Below are 18,787 nucleotides of genomic sequence, written 5' to 3' on the forward strand. Positions count from 1 at the left end.
GTGAGACGATGGGTGCAACCCGGTGGTCTCGCTCGCGCGAAGGCCGCCAACCGGAGAGAGCTTGCTGTGGAAAGAGCGGCAAAAAAGGACGCGGTCGATCAGCTCAACGGGGTCTTTAAGACCACGAGCGTCGCGATCGTCGCCCACTATTCCGGCCTCACCGTGGCCCAGATGCAGAAGCTGCGCATGCAGATGAAGCAGGCGGGTGCGTCGGTGAAGGTCTCGAAAAACCGTCTCGCCAAAATTGCTCTTGAAGGCACTGACGTCGTTGCCATCGGCTCCCTTCTGAAGGGGCCGACCGTGATCGCCACTTCGAACGATCCGGTAGCGGCGCCGAAGGTTGCCGTCGAATTCGCCAAGACGAACGGGCGGTTCGTCATTCTCGGCGGCTCGATGGGTAAAACCGTCCTGGATGTGAACGGCGTGAAGGCGCTTGCCTCGCTGCCGTCGCTGGACGAACTGCGCGGCAAGCTTGTCGGCCTCCTGGTGGCGCCGGCGACCAAGCTCGCTCAGCTCTCCAATGCGCCCGCAGCCAAGCTCGCGCGCGTCATTCAGGCTCATGCCTCAAAGGGCGAAGCGGCCTGACCCTTCGCTAATCTCAAACCTGGTTCGAAACCAAACGTTTAAGGAAAAAGATCAATGGCTGACTTGCAGAAAATCGTCGACGACCTCTCGAGCCTCACCGTGCTCGAAGCCGCCGAGCTCGCGAAGCTCCTCGAAGAAAAGTGGGGCGTTTCCGCCGCTGCCGCTGTTGCCGTTGCCGCCCCGGGCGGCGGTGGCGCTGCTGCTGCTCCGGCTGAAGAGAAGACCGACTTCACGGTCGTGCTGGCTGCCGCTGGCGACAAGAAGATCGAGGTCATCAAGGAAGTCCGCGCCATCACCGGTCTCGGCCTGAAGGAAGCCAAGGACCTCGTCGAAGGCGCTCCGAAGCCGCTGAAGGAAGGCGTGAACAAGGAAGAAGCCGACAAGATCAAGGCCCAGCTCGAAAAGGCTGGCGCGAAGGTTGAGCTGAAGTAACGCAAGTTACTTCGGCGAAATCCCGGGCAAGCGTCAGCGAGACCCGGGATCTGTCCAAAGTTGGTGCGATGGGGTAACCCAAAGCTCGGCGTACACAGAAAAGTGTGGGGATTCGCGGGGTTAGCCCCTCGAATCTCCACGATTCCGCCCCATATCGGGGAGGCAGCAGGAAAAATACGGCAGGCGGCGGGGACGGCAGGGTGTTCCTGATGTAAGCCGTTGGGAGACAGTCAGATTTCGGGCTTTTTCAGTCCGTGAAGCGACCAGTTAGGACGGGCGGGTGCAGTCATGTGCCCCGCGCGTCGTTTTGCGTTTTGAAGGTCTAAAGCGCGGGTTCAGGATTAAATTCCTGAAATTGGGCTTTGTTCCTTTAGGCGATTCGACAATTCAACCCGGGGGCGATGGCAGTCGCGCTTCGGAAGGTTCGCCCCAAAGGGCGACGAAAATGAGAGGCCACGATGGCGCAGCAGACATTCACCGGTCGCAAACGCGTTCGCAAGTTCTTCGGACACATCAAGGAAGTAGCCGAGATGCCGAACCTCATCGAGGTTCAGAAGGCGTCGTATGACCAGTTCCTGATGGTCGACGAACCGCAGGGCGGCCGGCTGGACGAGGGCTTGCAGGCGGTGTTCCGCTCGGTGTTCCCGATCTCGGATTTCTCCGGCACCTCGATGCTCGAATTCGTCCGCTACGAGTTCGAGCCGCCGAAATATGACGTCGACGAGTGCCGCCAGCGCGGTATGACCTATGCTGCGCCGCTCAAGGTGACGCTGCGCCTGATCGTGTTCGATATCGACGAGGAAACCGGCGCCAAATCGGTCAAGGACATCAAGGAGCAGGACGTCTACATGGGCGACATTCCGCTCATGACGATGAACGGCACCTTCGTCGTCAACGGCACCGAGCGCGTCATCGTCTCGCAGATGCACCGTTCGCCCGGCGTGTTCTTCGACCACGATAAGGGCAAGACCCATTCGTCCGGCAAGCTGTTGTTTGCCGCGCGCGTGATTCCGTATCGCGGTTCCTGGCTCGACATCGAGTTCGACGCCAAGGACATCGTGTTCGCGCGCATCGACCGCCGCCGCAAGATTCCCGTGACCTCGCTGATGTACGCGCTCGGTCTCGACGGCGAGCAGATCCTTTCGACCTTCTACAAGAAGATCAGCTACAAGCGCGCCAAGGACGGCTGGCGCGTGCCGTTCGACGCCAACCGTTTCCGCGGCTATTCCACGGTCAACGACCTGATCGACGCGGATAGCGGCAAGGTCGTGCTCGAGGCTGGCAAGAAGCTCACCGTGCGCGCTGCCCGCCAGCTCCAGGAGAAGGGGCTGAAGGCGCTGCGCATGTCGGATGAGGAGCTGGTCGGCAACTACGTCGCCGAGGACCTCGTCAATCCGAAGACTGGCGAAATCCACGCGGAAGCCGGTGAAGAGATCACCGACAAGCTGCTGAAGGCGCTCAACGAGCAGGGCTACAAGGAGCTGCCGCTGCTCGACATCGACCACGTCAATGTCGGCGCCTACATCCGCAACACGCTGAATGCCGACAAGAACATGACGCGTGAGGACGCGCTGTTCGACATCTACCGGGTGATGCGTCCGGGCGAGCCGCCGACGCTCGATTCGGCGCAGGCCATGTTCCAGTCGCTGTTCTTCGACGCCGAGCGTTACGACCTGTCCGCGGTCGGCCGCGTCAAGATGAACATGCGCCTCGAGCTCGACGCGCCCGACACGCACCGCACGCTGCGAAAGGAAGACATTCTGGCCGTCATCAAGACGCTGGTCGACCTGCGCGACGGCAAGGGCGAGATCGACGACATCGACCACCTCGGCAACCGCCGTGTGCGCTCGGTCGGCGAGCTGATGGAGAACCAGTACCGCATCGGTCTCTTGCGCATGGAGCGCGCCATCAAGGAGCGCATGTCGAGCGTCGACATCGATACCGTGATGCCGCAGGACCTGATCAACGCGAAACCCGCCGCGGCGGCCGTGCGCGAGTTCTTCGGCTCCTCGCAGCTCTCGCAGTTCATGGACCAGACCAACCCGCTGTCGGAGATCACCCACAAGCGGCGCCTGTCGGCGCTTGGCCCGGGCGGTCTGACCCGCGAGCGCGCCGGCTTCGAGGTGCGCGACGTGCATCCGACGCATTACGGCCGCATCTGCCCGATCGAGACGCCGGAAGGTCCGAACATCGGCCTGATCAACTCGCTGGCGACGTTCGCGCGCGTCAACAAGTACGGTTTCGTCGAGACTCCCTATCGCAAGGTGAAGGACGGCCGCGTCACCGACGAGGTCGTGTATCTCTCGGCGATGGAGGAGGGCCGTTATCGCGTCGCGCAGGCCAACGTGCCGCTCGACGCCAAGGGCCGCTTCACCGAAGACCTGATCGTCTGCCGTCACGCCGGCGAAGTGCTGCCGATCACGCCCGACAAGGTCGACTACATGGACGTGTCGCCGAAGCAGCTCGTTTCGGTCGCCGCGGCGCTAATCCCGTTCCTCGAGAATGACGACGCCAACCGCGCGCTGATGGGCTCGAACATGCAGCGCCAGGCGGTGCCGCTGGTTCGCGCCGAGGCGCCGTTCGTCGGCACCGGCATGGAAGGCGTGGTGGCGAGGGACTCCGGCGCTGCGATCGCCGCACGGCGCTCGGGCGTGATCGACCAGATCGACGCCACCCGCGTCGTTATCCGCGCTACCGAAGATCTCGATCCCACCAAGTCGGGCGTCGATATCTATCGTCTGATGAAGTACCAGCGCTCCAACCAGTCGACCTGCATCAACCAGCGTCCGCTGGTGAAGGTCGGCGACATCGTCAAGAAGGGCGACATCATCGCCGACGGTCCCTCGACCGATCTCGGCGAGCTCGCGCTCGGCCGCAACGTGCTGGTCGCGTTCATGCCGTGGAACGGCTACAACTTCGAAGACTCGATCCTGCTCTCCGAAAGAATCGTGAAGGACGACGTCTTCACCTCGATCCACATCGAGGAGTTCGAGGTGATGGCCCGCGACACCAAGCTCGGACCTGAGGAAATCACCCGCGACATTCCGAACGTTTCGGAAGAAGCGCTGAAGAACCTCGACGAAGCCGGCATCGTCTATATCGGCGCGGAAGTGCGCGCCGGCGACATCCTGGTCGGCAAGATCACGCCGAAGGGCGAAAGCCCGATGACGCCGGAGGAAAAGCTCCTGCGCGCCATCTTCGGCGAAAAGGCCTCCGACGTCCGCGATACCTCGCTCCGCGTGCCTCCGGGCGTGCAGGGCACGATCGTGGAAGTGCGCGTGTTCAACCGTCACGGCGTCGACAAGGACGAGCGTGCGCTGGCGATCGAGCGCGAAGAGATCGAGCGTCTGGCCAAGGACCGCGACGACGAGCAGGCGATTCTCGACCGTAACGTCTACGGCCGCCTCGCCGACCTCCTGGAAAACCGCCAGGGCATCGCAGGTCCGAAGGGCTTCAAGAAGGACACCAAGATCACGCGCGCCGTGCTCGAGGAGTACCCGAAGTCGCAGTGGTGGATGTTCGCCTCGCCGAACGACAAGCTGATGGCCGAAATCGAGGCGATGCGTAAGCAGTACGACGAGTCGAAGAAGGGCCTCGAACAGCGCTTCCTCGACAAGGTCGAAAAGCTGCAGCGCGGCGACGAGCTGCCGCCCGGCGTGATGAAGATGGTCAAGGTCTTCGTCGCGGTGAAGCGCAAGATCCAGCCCGGCGACAAGATGGCCGGCCGTCACGGCAACAAGGGCGTGGTGTCCAAGATCGTGCCGATCGAGGACATGCCGTTCCTCGAGGACGGCACGCACGCGGACATCGTGCTCAATCCGCTCGGCGTGCCCTCGCGCATGAACGTCGGCCAGATTCTGGAGACGCATCTCGGCTGGGCATGTGCCGGTCTCGGCAAGCGTATCGGCCAGACCATCGACGGCTATTATCAGAAGCAGGATCTCAAGCCGCTGCGCGAGACCCTGAAGAAGATCTATGGCGACGATGAAACCATCAAGTCGTTGAACGACAACGAGCTGATGGAGCTTGGCAAGAACCTGAGCCACGGCGTGCCGATCGCCACCCCGGTGTTCGACGGCGCCAAGGAAGCCGACATCGAGGAGATGCTCAAGCTCGCGGGCTTCGACGCCTCCGGCCAGTCGACCGTCTATGACGGCCGCACCGGCGATGCCTTCGATCGCAAGGTGACAGTCGGCTACATCTACATGCTCAAGCTGCACCATCTGGTTGACGACAAGATCCACGCGCGTTCGATCGGTCCGTACTCGCTCGTCACCCAGCAGCCGCTGGGCGGCAAGGCGCAGTTCGGCGGCCAGCGCTTCGGCGAAATGGAGGTGTGGGCGCTGGAAGCTTACGGCGCGGCCTACACGCTGCAGGAAATGCTGACCGTGAAGTCGGACGACGTCGCCGGCCGTACCAAGGTGTACGAGGCGATCGTGCGTGGCGACGACACGTTCGAGGCGGGTATTCCGGAATCGTTCAACGTGCTGGTCAAGGAAATGCGCTCGCTCGGCCTCAACGTCGACCTGCACAACTCCAAGATGGGACCGGCACCGACATCAGAGGCGGCCGAGTAACGCAGAAGATTCCATGTCCGGCCCGGGCGCGAGGAACGCTTCGCACAAGGGCCGGACATTCGCGCTCCGCTCGGACGTTGAGCGGGTCGCGCCTGAGAAGAATTTCGAATTTGCTGCCGGTGACGATCGGCACGCGAGGAGAAGACGATGAACCAAGAAATTATGAATCTCTTCAATCCGACGACCCCGGCCCAGGTCTTCGACCAGATCCGGATCTCGATTGCGTCCCCGGAGAAGATTCTGTCCTGGTCCTACGGCGAGATCAAAAAGCCGGAGACCATCAACTACCGGACCTTCAAGCCGGAGCGCGACGGCCTGTTCTGCGCCCGCATCTTCGGGCCGATCAAGGACTACGAGTGCTTGTGCGGCAAGTACAAGCGGATGAAGTACAAGGGCATCATCTGCGAAAAGTGCTCGGTCGAGGTGACGCTGTCGCGCGTCCGTCGCGAGCGCATGGGTCACATCGAGCTGGCTGCGCCGGTCGCCCACATCTGGTTCCTGAAGTCGCTGCCGTCCCGCATCGGCCTTCTGCTCGACATGACGCTGAAGGATCTCGAGCGCATCCTGTACTTCGAATATTACGTCGTGCTGGAGCCGGGCCTGACCGCGCTCAAGGACCGTCAGCTGCTGTCGGAAGACGAGTACCTGAAGGCGCAGGACGAATACGGCCAGGATTCGTTCACCGCCATGATCGGCGCCGAAGCGATCCGCGAGCTTTTGAAGGGGCTTGAGCTCGAAAAGCTCGAGCAGTCGCTGCGCGCGGAGATGCAGGAGACCGAGTCCGACATCAAGCACAAGAAGCTCGCCAAGCGGCTGAAGATCGTCGAGGCGTTCCGCTATTCCGGCAACAAGCCGGAATGGATGATCCTGACCGTGGTGCCGGTGATTCCGCCGGATCTGCGTCCGTTGGTGCCGCTCGACGGCGGCCGCTTTGCGACGTCTGATCTCAACGACCTCTATCGCCGCGTCATCAACCGCAACAACCGCTTGAAGCGGCTGATGGAGCTGCGCGCGCCCGACATCATCATCCGCAACGAAAAGCGCATGCTGCAGGAGGCCGTCGACGCGCTGTTCGACAACGGCCGCCGCGGCCGCGTCATCACCGGCGCCAACAAGCGTCCGCTGAAGTCGCTGGCCGACATGCTCAAGGGCAAGCAGGGCCGCTTCCGCCAGAACCTGCTCGGCAAGCGCGTCGACTATTCCGGACGTTCGGTGATCGTGGTCGGTCCCGAGCTGCGTCTGCATCAGTGCGGCCTGCCGAAGAAGATGGCGCTCGAACTGTTCAAGCCGTTCATCTATTCGCGGCTCGACGCCAAGGGCCTGTCCACCACCGTGAAGCAGGCCAAGAAGCTGGTCGAGAAGGAGCGTCCGGAGGTCTGGGATATCCTCGACGAGGTGATCCGCGAGCATCCGGTGCTGCTCAACCGCGCGCCGACGCTGCATCGCCTCGGCATCCAGGCGTTCGAGCCGGTCTTGATCGAGGGCAAGGCCATCCAGCTCCACCCGCTGGTCTGCGCCGCGTTCAACGCCGACTTCGACGGCGACCAGATGGCCGTGCACGTTCCGCTGTCGCTCGAAGCGCAGCTCGAAGCGCGCGTCCTGATGATGTCGACCAACAACATCCTGCATCCCGCGAACGGTCAGCCGATCATCGTGCCGTCGCAGGACATCGTGCTCGGCCTCTATTATCTCTCGATCATGCGTGAAGGCCTGCCCGGCGAGGGCAAGATCTTCGGCGACATGGCCGATCTCGAGCACGCCCTGCACTCGAAGGTCATCCACCTCCACACCAAGATCAAATTCCGGTGGGAGGGCACCGACGAGGAAGGCAAGCCGGCCAAGCGCTGGATCGAGACCACGGCTGGCCGCGTCATGCTCGGCAACGTGCTGCCGAAGCATCCGCGGATTTCGTACGACATCATCAACAAGCTGATGACCAAGCGCGAAATCTCCGGCGTGATCGATCAAGTCTATCGTCACTGCGGCCAGAAGGAGACGGTGATCTTCTGCGACCGCATCATGGCGCTCGGCTTCTACAATGCGTTCAAGGCCGGCATCTCGTTCGGCAAGGACGACATGGTGGTGCCGCAAGGCAAGTGGAAGATCGTCGACGCCACCCGTACGCTCGCCAAGGATTTCGAGCAGCAGTACAACGACGGTCTGATCACCCATGGTGAGAAGTACAACAAGGTCGTGGACGCCTGGTCGAAGGCGAGCGAAGAGATCGCGAAAGCGATGATGAAGGAGATTTCCGTCACCAAGAAGAATGCCCAGGGTGCGGATGCCGACATCAACTCGATCTACATGATGGCGCATTCGGGCGCGCGCGGTTCGCCGGCCCAGATGCGTCAGCTCGCCGGCATGCGCGGCCTGATGGCGAAACCGTCGGGCGAGATCATCGAGACGCCGATCATTTCCAACTTCAAGGAAGGCCTCTCGGTGCTCGAGTACTTCAACTCGACCCACGGCGCCCGCAAGGGCCTCGCGGACACCGCGTTGAAGACCGCGAACTCCGGCTACCTGACCCGCCGTCTGGTCGACGTCGCGCAGGACTGCATCATCACGCAGGACGATTGCGGCACCAAGCTCGGCATCAAGATGCGCGCCATCGTTGACGCCGGCACGGTTGTCGCTTCGCTGGCCTCGCGCATTCTCGGCCGCACTGCCGGAGAGGACCTGCGCGATCCCGCGACCAACAAGGTCGTGGTCAAGCGCGGCACGCTGATGGAGGAGTCGCATGTCGACGCCATCCAGCAGGCCGGCATCCAGGAGGTGAAGATCCGCTCGGCGCTGACCTGCGAGCTCGTCAACGGCATCTGCGGCAAGTGTTATGGCCGCGATCTGGCCCGCGGCACGCCGGTCAACCACGGCGAGGCGGTCGGTGTCATCGCCGCGCAGTCGATCGGCGAGCCCGGCACGCAGCTGACGATGCGTACGTTCCACATCGGCGGCGCGGCGCAGATCAACGAGCAGTCGTTCGTCGAGTCGAACTTCGAGGGCAAGGTCACCATCAAGAACAAGGCTATCGCCCGCAACAGCGAAGGTCACTTGATCGCGATGGTGCGCAACATGGTCGTTGCCATCGTCGACGGTGACGGGACCGAACGTGCGACCCACCGCATCCAGTACGGCGCGCGTATGCACGTCGACGACGGCGACATGGTCAAGCGCGGCCAGCGCATCGCGGAATGGGATCCGTACACCCGTCCGATCCTCACCGAAGTCGAGGGCACCATCGCCTTCGAGGACCTGGTGGAAGGACAGTCGATCTCGGAAACGCTCGACGAATCCACCGGTATCGCCAAGCGCGTCGTCATCGACTGGCGTGCGTCGCGCGGCGGCTCGGATCTGCGTCCGGCGATCGTCGTCAAGGGCAAGGACGGCAAGGTGCTCAAGCTGGCGCGTGGCGGCGACGCCCGCTACATGCTGTCGGTCGACGCCATCCTGTCGGTGGACCTCAACGCCAAGGTCAAGGCAGGCGACATCCTGGCGCGTATCTCCACCGAGAGCGCCAAGACGCGTGACATCACCGGCGGTCTGCCGCGGGTGGCCGAACTGTTCGAGGCCCGCAAGCCGAAGGACGCGGCGATCATCGCGGAAATCGCCGGCACCATCCGCTTCGGCCGCGACTACAAGAACAAGCGTCGCATCTCGATCGAGCCGATGGACAAGACCGAGGAGACGCGCGAGTACCTGATCCCGAAGGGCAAGCACATCCATCTGCAGGACGGCGACATCGTCGAAAAGGGCGATTTCATCGTCGAAGGCAATCCGGCGCCGCACGACATCCTGGCGATCAAGGGCATCGAGGAACTCGCTGCCTATCTGGTCAACGAAATACAGGAGGTCTACCGGCTGCAGGGCGTGCTCATCAACGACAAGCACATCGAGGTGATTGTCCGTCAGATGCTGCAGAAGGTCGAGATCACCGACCAGGGCGACACCGACATGATCTCGGGCGAGCAGGTCGACAAGATCGAGTTCGATGCGCTCAACCTGAAGGCCAAGGAAGAGGGCAAGAAGCCCGCCACGGGAACGCCGGTTCTGCTCGGCATCACCAAGGCGAGCCTGCAGACCCGCTCGTTCTTCTCGGCGGCCTCGTTCCAGGAGACCACCCGCGTGCTCACCGAAGCCGCCGTCAACGGCAAGGTGGACCCGCTGGAAGGCCTCAAGGAGAACGTCATTGTCGGCCGGCTGATCCCGGCGGGCACCGGCGCCTCGATGGCCAAGATCCGCGAAGTCGCGATGAAGCGCGATCGCCTGATCCTCGACGAGCGCGAGAAGCAGGCCGCGATCGTGCCGACGGCTCCGGAAGCGGAACCGCTGGCGCTGCCGCCGGCGGAATAAAAGTTCCGTCCAATCAACAAGAAAGCCGGCCGCGAGGCCGGCTTTTTCTTTTGCCGGGCATGGGTGGCGGGCTTCACCCGGTCGGGTGACGCCTGCTATCAAGTGAGCGAACGGCGTCCTGCCCGTAATGGTAATGTTTGCAAGTGCCCATCAGCGACTCGGCTCATCGTGAAGCTCTGATCGACCGCATCTACGAGGCGGGTCTCATTCCCTCCCTCTGGCCGGCCCTGCTCGGCGAGCTCGGCGCGGCGGTCGGCGGCAACGGCGGTTTTCTGTTCGGCGTGCGTGACGGATATGTCAGCGCGGTCAACTCAGTCGAATACGATCATATGATGCCGATCTTCCTGAAGGAGGGATGGAGCGAGCGCGATCCGCTTCTGCCGCGCGCCATCGCCGTCAACCGTGCCGGCTTCGTCACGGATTATGATCTTCTCTCGGAAGAGGAAATCGCGACCAACGAGGTCTATTGCAATTTCTATCGCAAGCACGGCATCGGCTACCGGGCCGGGACGCTCATTCCGATGCCGATAGGCGATTCGATCGCGATCGTGCTGCCCCGGCATCAGGATAAAGGCCCCGTGCCGCAGGAAGTCGTCAATCTGCTGGATGGCTTGCGGCCGCATCTGGCCCGCGCCTCGCTTGCCGCAAACCGCTTCGGCTTCGAGCGCGCGCGGGCGCAGGTCGACGCATTGCAGGCACTGGGCCTGCCGGGCGCGGTGCTGCGCGGCCCGGGGCGGCTGTTTGCCGCGAACGGCCTGTTCGATGCGCTGATTCCTTCGCTGTTTCAGGATCGCGCCCAGCGCGTGACGATCGCGGATGCCGCGGCCGATGCGCTGCTCGCCGAAGCGCTCGATACGCTGTCCCTTGCCGGCAGCCGCGCCGTGAAGTCGATCGCGGTCGCCGCCACAGCGGCGCACGTGCCGATGGTGCTGCATGTCGTTCCCGTACGCGGCTCGGCGCGGGATATCTTCACGCAGGCCAGCGCGTTGTTGGTGGTGACGCCGGTCGACCGTGCTGCGGTGCCGACCGCGGAAGTCCTGCAAGGCCTGTTCGACCTGACGCCGGCGGAAGCGCGGGTGGCCCGGGGCATCGGCCAGGCCGCAACCATCGATGCGCTCGCCGACGCAACCGGCGTCAATCGGGAAACGGTGCGCAGCCAGCTCAAGGCCGTGCTGTCGAAGACCGGCCTGTCGCGCCAGCAGGAACTGGTCAGCCTGCTTGCCGGCAAGGCGTTACCGGGCGGCTAAATGGCCCGCGCTTCGGTCGCGGCTGGCCAGTTCCTCGTGGGCGCATAAGGCTTCCGCAAGAATACGGTGGGAAGACAAATCGCTGGCACAAGCCGGCCTTTTTGCTGCTTTGTTTCATTGCTGCGTTGCGGGGGGCCTGCTTTGTTCATCTTCCCTTCAGGGTGAAAAGCGCTTTTGCTAATGCGGTTTAGACCGGCTGATTTCCCATAGGCAGGGGGGCCGGAGGGCGACGGAAACGACATGTTGGACCTTGCAATTGTAGGCGGCGGCCCGGGCGGGCTGATGAGCGCTTGGTATTTGAAGAAAAAGCTCGGCGATCTCTGCCGCGTCACCATCTACGAGGCATCCGACCGGCTCGGGGGCAAGATCGTCTCGCGCAAGTTCGATTCCGCGCCGGCGATGTATGAGGCCGGCGTCGCCGAAATCTACGATTATTCGATGACCGGGCCGGATCCCCTGCGGGAACTGATCCAGCATTTCGGCCTGCAGACCATCCCGATGGACGCCGAGCAGGTGCATCTCGACGGGGAGCTGCTCGGCGACGTGCCGGGCATGCGCCGCAAATATGGCGAGAAGACCGCGGCGGCGATCGAGGCGTTCCGCAAGCGCTGCACCGAGATGGTGTCGCCGGTTGAATATTACGAGGGCGTCGGTGCCCACGACAACGAGCACCCCTGGGCCTACATGACCTGCGAGGAGGTGCTGGACAAGGAAGTCGCTGATCCGACCGCCAAGCGCTTCTTCAAGGTGATGGCGCGCTCCGATATCGCGACCGAGAGCCACAATACCAATGGCCTGAATGCGCTGAAGAACTTCGTGATGGATATCGACGGCTATATCGGCCTGTACTCGATCCAGAACGGCAATGAGCAGTTGATCGACTGCCTGCGCTCGGAAGTCGATGCTGACATTCAGCTCAATCACCGCGTGCTCAAGGTCGGCAAGACTTCTGCCGGCCGCTATCAGCTCAGCATGATGAACGGGAAGGGGCCGGAGGTCAGGGATTTCGACCTCGTGCTGATGTGCCTGCCGCATTCCTGGCTCGCCACCATGCGCTGGGATGGCGAAGATCTGCGCAAGTCGATGGTCAAGCACGTCGCCTATTTCGACCGTCCGGCGCACTATCTGCGAGTTTCGATCCTGTTCGACGAACCGTTCTGGGGCGAGAAGATCCCCGGCGCCTGGTTCATGTCGGAAGCGTTCGGCGGCTGCTGCGTCTACAATGAGGGCGCCCGCCACGACGTCGGCAAGCACGGCGTGCTGAACTGGCTGATCGCGGGCTCGGACGCGCTCGCCTTTGCCAATCTCAGCGACCAGGAACTGATCGACGCTGCGTTGAAGTCGCTGCCGCCCTCGCTCGGCAATGCGCGCGATCATTTCATGGAAGGCAAGATCCACCGCTGGCTGTCGTCGGTGAACGCGCTGCCCGGCGGCCTGCCGGTGCGCGACGTCATGACCAACCACCGGCCCGAGCCGAAGGAGCATCCCGGGATCGTCGTGGTCGGCGACTATCTGTTCGATTCGACGCTGAACGGCCTGCTCGATTCCTCCGATGCCGCCACCGACATCATCCTGACTGAGATGATGCGACTGCGCCGCGCCCGCGCGCAGCGGGGCGAGCCGTCGTCCGACAAGATCGACCGCGACTATTTCGAGAATTACCGAGGCGTCGGGCCCTACAGTGAGGTCTGGAGCCGGTTCACCGATCCGGACTATCTGACTGATTTGATCAAGATCGTCTGGAACAGGGCCAAGGGTTACAAGCTGCTCGTGGCCGGCTCCGCCAGCGGCGAACTGGTCGGTGCGCTGCGCGAACGCGGCATCGATGCCTGGGGTATCGAGAACAACAAGGCGATCCACGCCAAAACGCCGAAGGCGCTCAAAAAGTTCAACAAGCTCGGCTCGATCGTCGACATGCCGTTCAAGGACGATTCGTTCGATTTCGTTTTCGAGACCAGCCTGTGCCACGTGTCGGAGAAGCAGGTCCCGCGGGCGGTGCGCGAGCTCAACCGCGTCGTCAAGACCGGGCTGGTGTTCGGCTCGGTGACCTCGGACATGGCTCCCGCGCTGATCGACCGCTACGACCTGCTGCGCGGCGTCAAGAAGCTCGGTACCTGGTGGGAATGGTCCGAACTGTTCTTCGGCAACGGGTTCGACCTTGCGATGCACCGCCGCGACTGCACCGACGCGGTGTGGGCGGCGACGCTGGCGGCCAACAAGGGGCCGGGGCAGTGGTACGCCGACGCCGACAGCCTGCGCTATTCGTTCTTCGACAAGGTCGAATCCGAGGAAGATTAAGCGGCTCGGCCGGTTCTGATCGGACCGGCCGTTCCATTTGTTTTGCCGAATTCATTCTGATCGCATAGAATCGGCGCGGTAGCGTTTTGCGCTGCCGCGTTCGATTTGCGGTCATGCCGGCCGTGCAGCATCGGTTGGTTTCATGGCGCCCAAGCCTCCTTCCTCGGATGATCGGAATCCCGTTCCCGCGGACGATCCTGAACTTGCGAAGAAACTTGCTGCCGAGGCGGCTGCCGCCCCCATTGCCGCCGGCAAGACGGCCGGCGCGCCTCCCGACGATGACAAGGACGAGGAAGACGACAAGCTGGAGCTCGACGACGATGATGATGACGAGGACCTCGTCGTCTTCACCGCCAAGGAAGCCGCCGGCGCAATGGCGACCATCGTCGGCTTTGTCAGGCCATATCTCGGCAACTATCGGAGGCTGTTCGCGTTCGTGACTTTCGGCGTCCTCGTCGAGACGCTGTTCAACGTCATCATGCCGCTGAGCCTGAAATTTCTGATCGACGACGCGCTCGGCGAAGAGGATTTTCAGGCGCTTTACAAGATTCTCGGCGTGCTCGCGGTTGCCGGCATCATCACCTCGATCATTGCGGTCTGGTACGAGCGCTGGGATGCGCGGCTCGCCGCCTGCATCATTGCCGACGTGCGGACGCGGCTGTTCGAGCACGTCCAGAACCTGCCGTCGTCGTACTTTGCCCGCACCAAGCGCGGCGAGATTCTCTCGCGCTTCTCGATCGACCTGGCCGCCTTTGAAGGCTCGGTCAAGAGCTTCGCCAACAGCGCCGCTTTGCCGTTCTTCGAGCTGATCGCCGGCATCGTCCTGATGCTGTTCCTGAACTGGCAGCTCGCGGCAGTGGCGCTCCTGGTGTTTCCGATCACGCTGATCGGGCCACGGATCCTCACGCCGAAAGCGGTGCAGGCGAATTACGAGCAGAAGCTGAACGAGGCGGCGCTGCTCGCCACGGTGCAGGAAAACGTGGCGGCGCAGGCGGTGGTCAAGGCATTCAGCCTGCAGCGCCGCACGCTCGGCTGGTTCACCATGCGCAACCAGGATGTGCGCATCAAGACGGCGTCCGCCGTGTTCCTGTCGACCATGGTGGAGCGAACCGTCACGATTTCCGTGTTGTTGCTGCACCTCGTGGTGCTGGCGATCGGCGCCTATCTCGCCACCAAGGGCCAGATCACCATCGGCACCTTCGTCACCTTCGAGAGCGCGTTCTGGGAGGTGTCCTACAACATCGCCCACCTGATGCATTTCATACCGGTGTCGATCCAGTCGGCGGCGGCCGTGCGGCATATCCAGGAACTGCTGGACGAGCCGACCCGCGGCGCCGATCGCCCGGGCGCGCCCGATTTGCCGCCGCTCACCAACGACATCTCCTTCGAGCGCGTCACCTTTGCCTATGAAGGCAGCGATACGCCGGTGCTCGACAATTTCAGCCTCAAGCTCAATGTCGGCAAGCGCATCGCAATCGTCGGTCCGAGCGGTTCCGGCAAGAGCACGCTGCTCAACCTGATCCTGCGCCTTTACACGCCGGACGAGGGCAGGGTAGCGATCGACGGCGTCGACATCCGCCGCGTCACCCGCGAATCGCTGCGCCGGGGCATGGCGATCGTTTTCCAGGAGAACATGCTGTTCAACATGTCGCTCCGCGAAAACATCCGGCTCGGCAAGGAAGGCGCGACCGACGAAGAGGTCGAGGAAGCCGCGCGCAAGGCCGAGATCCACCGCTACATCATGAGCCTGCCGCAGAAATACGACACGCCGGTCGGCGAGCGCGGCGACACGCTGTCGGGCGGCCAGCGCCAACGCATCGCGATCGCGCGCGCCATCATCCGCAATCCCTCGCTGCTGCTGCTGGATGAGGCGACCTCGGCGCTGGACCAGACCACGGAAGCCGCGATCAACCGCACGCTTCTGAACGTGGCGGAGGGGCGCACCATGATCTGGTCGACCCACCGCCTGACCTCGGTGGTCGAGATGGACGAGATCATCGTGATCTCAGGCGGCAAGGCGATCGAGCGCGGCTCGCATGCCCAGTTGCTGGCGGCGGGCGGCGTCTATCGCAAGCTCTGGGATGACCAGGGCCACACCCCGCACAACGCCGCGTCTCACGCCGACGACGACAATGGGGATGATGACGACGAGGATGATGACGAGGAGTAGTCCAGGCTGCCGCGACCAGGAAATGTCAGGCGAGAATCGTAATGAAGGTTGTGGGGCAGATTGAGAGCGTTTGGCGCTACCCGGTAAAGAGCATGCCGGGCGAATCGCTGACCGAGGCTTATGTCAGCTTTGCCGGCGTGCTCGGCGATCGGCTCTACGCTGTCCATCACGCGACCGCGCCCGAGGCTTTTCCATTCCTCACCGCACGCAGCAGGAAGGAGATGCTGCGCTTTCGCCCGAAGTTTCGCCATCCCGAGCGGACGCTTGCACCGGGCAATCTGACCGCCGCGGAAACCCGTGGTCCCGGCCTGACACCGCTATTTCCTTCCAGTGACGATCTGGCGCTCGAGATCGAAGCGCCGAACGGAAAGACCCTGTCAGCGTCCGATCCGGCGCTGCCGGGTCTGATCGGCGGCGATCAACTCAACGCTTCCGACCTGACCGTCATACGCTCGGACCGCGCTATAACGGACTGTCGCCCGCTGTCGCTACTTGCGACCCAGACAATTGATGGAATAGGCCGAGCGGTGGGCCTGACGCTCGACAAGCGCCGCTTCCGCGAAAACCTCTATGTCGATCTCATTTCCGGTGAAAGCTTTGGCGAAGACGAATTCGTCGGCCGGCAACTGCGGATCGGTCCGAAACTGACGGTCCACATTCTGGAGCGCGATATCCGCTGTCGCATGATCAGCATTGATCCTGACACGCTCGACGAGAACCCCGATATTTTGCGCCATGTCGCAAAGCATCATGACGGGACCGCCGGCGTCTACGCCGCCGTGCTGGTGGAGGGGCTCGTTCGTCCGGGTGACGAGATCGTCCTTCTGGACTAGCTCGGCATCTGCGACACGCGCAACGGCATGTGCTGCACGCCGCAGCCGGTCAGGCCGACGACGACAATGAGGACGAGGAGGAGTGAGCAGGGCGGTTTGAGCCCGTGCTGATCCTGCTACGCATCCGCCGAAGAGCGCCTTCGCCGAACCAGGCCAGGAAACGCGCCCAGCGCTGCGCCTGCCAGTACAGCCCGTTCTCGACCGTGACCTTGCGGAAGCTGATCGCTTTTCCCATCGACCAGGCATCGCAGGCCTGCTTGACCGGATCGTCGTAATAGGAGGCGATCTTGTCCTCGCCCATGCCCTCGCTCGCAAGCCAGGCCGGGATGTGGACGTTGCAGAGCTGCGCGACGTCGGTGAATACCTTGTCGGTGCCGGTGCCGGTTACCGGGCAGGTCGCCGCAAAGGCGTCGCCGACCAGGACGATCCCGGGCCGGCGGTAGCCGGTGGATACATAGAGGTCGGCCGGCCGGATCTTGACGTCGCCCGCAACGGCATATTCGCCGGTGATCCGCCGCAGCCGGGGCAGCGCGGCGTTCATCGTCTCGACCGGACGACGCCGCATCTCGCGCAGCCAGGGATCGTCGACCTCGCGGTAGACGAACAGGTTGGCCCGCATCCGGTTCTCAATAGGGAACAGCGTCACATAGGCGACGCGCCTCTTTGCCCGTTCGGAAAAGTAGGTCAGGGCGGGAAACGCGAAGGCCGGCCGGCCGACTGGCACGACATCAAACCCGACCGAGATGGAATGGCTGGCGCTGATCACCTGGCGCTCGATGCCGAGATTGCGGCGCAGCCCGATACTGAGCCCGTTGGCCAGCACCACCAGCCGCGCCGAGATCACCTCGCCGGTGGACAACGTCACCTTCTGGCGCTCGGCGCTGGTCGAGACGTCGACCGCCTTGGCGAAAATGAGCTCGGCGGGAGGGGGGATTTCGGCCCTGATCGCGGCGATCAGCGCATCGTACATGATGCCGTATTGGCGGCTCGGCTTCTTGTCGAGCAGGTAGCCGAATCGCGCGATCCAGTTTTCGCCGTCATGGGTGGCCGAGCGCAGCACCGAATCGGCGATTCCGGTCGCATAGAAGCGGTCGACCTGCTCCTCGCCGCTGATTTTTTCGACGCGAAAGTCAAAGGGATAGGTCTGGTGCGGGTCGATCAGAACCGTCGCAATTCCCGCGCGTCCGAGCATGGCGGCGGCGGTCGAGCCGGCGAGGCCGCCCCCGATGATCGCAATGTCGGTGTATCTCATCTGGAATCTCACCCGGGTGCGACACTTTTGCACCCGGAAAGGCAAACAAATGCTTAGCTGGGAAAAACTGGAACCAATATTGCCGGTTTGGACGTATATTTATCCGGGTAAAATAACTTGATCCGGGGTGCTGCGGTGGGTGGCACGATGTTGTTTCGGACTTTCCGAATTTGCGGCAAGCACTGAATCCGCAGGCGGCATAGGCATTTCCAGCGTTCTCCTTTTGCTTGACTTAGCTATCCACCGCTTATAGAAGACGGCCACTTAACGACAGGCGGTGAGCAACGCCAGCGTCGGAACGGAACACCCATCAAATCCTTATTGGACTGAGACGGGCACCAACCTCGACGAATGCCGCTCAAACGCTGTCGATCATACTGCTAGGCAATGCCAGGACGATTTTAGTTCTCTTGAGCACGTCCTCTTGAGAGTGAACTCGGATGCATGATCTCGATGGCGGGCCGGACAGCGAAAGCTGATCGGCCTTCAATTGCGGTCCTCTGTGGCGTCGAAGCGCTTTCCGCTCAGCAAATGGGTGGTTGGCGCGATTTCGTTTTGCGTGAATGTTTTTTCGCGCGAGGCGGGCCGAACGGAACGGCTAGTTCCGAGAAGAATTTGCGAAAGCCATTCAAGGTTTCGCGTGAACTAAAGGGTGAAGGCTACATGCCGACGATCAACCAGCTGATCGCAAATCCGCGTACGGTACAGAAGTCGCGCAAGAAGGTGCCGGCGCTGCAGCAGTCGCCGCAAAAGCGCGGCGTTTGCACGCGCGTCTACACCACGACCCCGAAGAAGCCGAACTCGGCGCTTCGTAAGGTCGCCAAGGTGCGCCTGACCAACGGCTTCGAGGTGATCGGCTACATCCCGGGTGAAGGCCATAACCTGCAGGAGCACTCGGTGGTCATGATCCGCGGCGGCCGCGTCAAGGACTTGCCGGGCGTGCGCTACCACATCCTCCGCGGCGTCCTCGATACCCAGGGCGTCAAGAACCGTAAGCAGCGCCGTTCGAAGTACGGCGCGAAGCGTCCGAAGTAAGCGGGAACTGA

10 protein-coding genes are annotated in these 18,787 nt (G+C 62.8%); 9 read left to right on the plus strand and 1 reads right to left on the minus strand.

Going from position 1 to position 18,787, the window contains the following annotated elements:
• The first annotated feature begins 66 nt into the window (after nucleotides 1–66).
• From rplJ to QA643_RS16250, 8 genes are all read left to right on the plus strand, one after another.
• On the plus strand, nucleotides 67–585 hold the full coding sequence (gene rplJ / locus QA643_RS16215) for a 50S ribosomal protein L10 (RefSeq protein ID WP_283034824.1): 519 nt from the start codon (nucleotides 67–69) through the stop codon (nucleotides 583–585).
• A gap of 54 nt (nucleotides 586–639) precedes the next feature.
• Nucleotides 640–1,017, plus strand: a complete 378-nt coding sequence (gene rplL / locus QA643_RS16220) for a 50S ribosomal protein L7/L12 (protein ID WP_283034112.1) — start codon at nucleotides 640–642, stop codon at nucleotides 1,015–1,017.
• A gap of 458 nt (nucleotides 1,018–1,475) precedes the next feature.
• Complete coding sequence (gene rpoB, locus QA643_RS16225) at nucleotides 1,476–5,594, plus strand: DNA-directed RNA polymerase subunit beta (RefSeq protein ID WP_283034113.1); 4,119 nt, start codon at nucleotides 1,476–1,478, stop codon at nucleotides 5,592–5,594.
• A gap of 147 nt (nucleotides 5,595–5,741) precedes the next feature.
• The gene (rpoC, locus tag QA643_RS16230; RefSeq protein WP_283034114.1) at nucleotides 5,742–9,941 is read left to right on the plus strand and encodes a DNA-directed RNA polymerase subunit beta'; all 4,200 of its coding nucleotides are present in this window, start codon (nucleotides 5,742–5,744) and stop codon (nucleotides 9,939–9,941) included.
• A gap of 143 nt (nucleotides 9,942–10,084) precedes the next feature.
• On the plus strand, nucleotides 10,085–11,188 hold the full coding sequence (locus QA643_RS16235; RefSeq protein WP_283034115.1) for a helix-turn-helix transcriptional regulator: 1,104 nt from the start codon (nucleotides 10,085–10,087) through the stop codon (nucleotides 11,186–11,188).
• Nucleotides 11,189–11,428: 240 nt separating this feature from the next.
• Nucleotides 11,429–13,486: an FAD-dependent oxidoreductase gene (locus QA643_RS16240; protein ID WP_283034116.1), complete on the plus strand. Its 2,058-nt coding sequence runs from the start codon at nucleotides 11,429–11,431 to the stop codon at nucleotides 13,484–13,486.
• A 142-nt stretch (nucleotides 13,487–13,628) separates the two neighbouring features.
• Nucleotides 13,629–15,656 (plus strand): ABC transporter ATP-binding protein, encoded by a 2,028-nt coding sequence (locus QA643_RS16245; protein ID WP_283034117.1) that lies wholly within the window; start codon nucleotides 13,629–13,631, stop codon nucleotides 15,654–15,656.
• Between the two features lie 41 nt (nucleotides 15,657–15,697).
• Nucleotides 15,698–16,489 carry an MOSC N-terminal beta barrel domain-containing protein gene (locus QA643_RS16250; protein WP_283034118.1) on the plus strand — a complete coding sequence of 264 codons (792 nt, stop codon included), beginning with the start codon at nucleotides 15,698–15,700 and terminating at the stop codon, nucleotides 16,487–16,489.
• A 49-nt stretch (nucleotides 16,490–16,538) separates the two neighbouring features.
• On the opposite strand, the gene QA643_RS16255 is transcribed toward QA643_RS16250, so the two are convergent.
• The gene (locus QA643_RS16255) at nucleotides 16,539–17,741 is read right to left on the minus strand and encodes an NAD(P)/FAD-dependent oxidoreductase (RefSeq protein ID WP_283034119.1); all 1,203 of its coding nucleotides are present in this window, start codon (nucleotides 17,739–17,741) and stop codon (nucleotides 16,539–16,541) included.
• A gap of 663 nt (nucleotides 17,742–18,404) precedes the next feature.
• Here QA643_RS16255 and rpsL point away from each other — a divergent pair.
• Entirely contained in the window at nucleotides 18,405–18,776 is a 372-nt protein-coding gene (gene rpsL / locus QA643_RS16260) for a 30S ribosomal protein S12 (RefSeq protein ID WP_027536823.1), read from the plus strand.
• Nucleotides 18,777–18,787: the final 11 nt, after the last annotated feature.

Source organism: Bradyrhizobium sp. CB3481 (assembly GCF_029714305.1).
GTDB lineage: Bacteria > Pseudomonadota > Alphaproteobacteria > Rhizobiales > Xanthobacteraceae > Bradyrhizobium.

Bases quoted from the DNA above. Each gene is read 5' to 3' on its own strand.
- rplL (WP_283034112.1), top strand. From the start codon at position 640: ATGGCTGACTTGCAGAAAATCGTCGACGACCTCTCGAGCCTCACCGTG.
- rpoB (WP_283034113.1), top strand. From the start codon at position 1,476: ATGGCGCAGCAGACATTCACCGGTCGCAAACGCGTTCGCAAGTTCTTC.
- rpoC (WP_283034114.1), top strand. From the start codon at position 5,742: ATGAACCAAGAAATTATGAATCTCTTCAATCCGACGACCCCGGCCCAG.
- QA643_RS16240 (WP_283034116.1), top strand. From the start codon at position 11,429: ATGTTGGACCTTGCAATTGTAGGCGGCGGCCCGGGCGGGCTGATGAGC.
- QA643_RS16245 (WP_283034117.1), top strand. From the start codon at position 13,629: ATGGCGCCCAAGCCTCCTTCCTCGGATGATCGGAATCCCGTTCCCGCG.
- QA643_RS16250 (WP_283034118.1), top strand. From the start codon at position 15,698: ATGAAGGTTGTGGGGCAGATTGAGAGCGTTTGGCGCTACCCGGTAAAG.
- QA643_RS16255 (WP_283034119.1), bottom strand. From the start codon at position 17,741: ATGAGATACACCGACATTGCGATCATCGGGGGCGGCCTCGCCGGCTCG.
- rpsL (WP_027536823.1), top strand. From the start codon at position 18,405: ATGCCGACGATCAACCAGCTGATCGCAAATCCGCGTACGGTACAGAAG.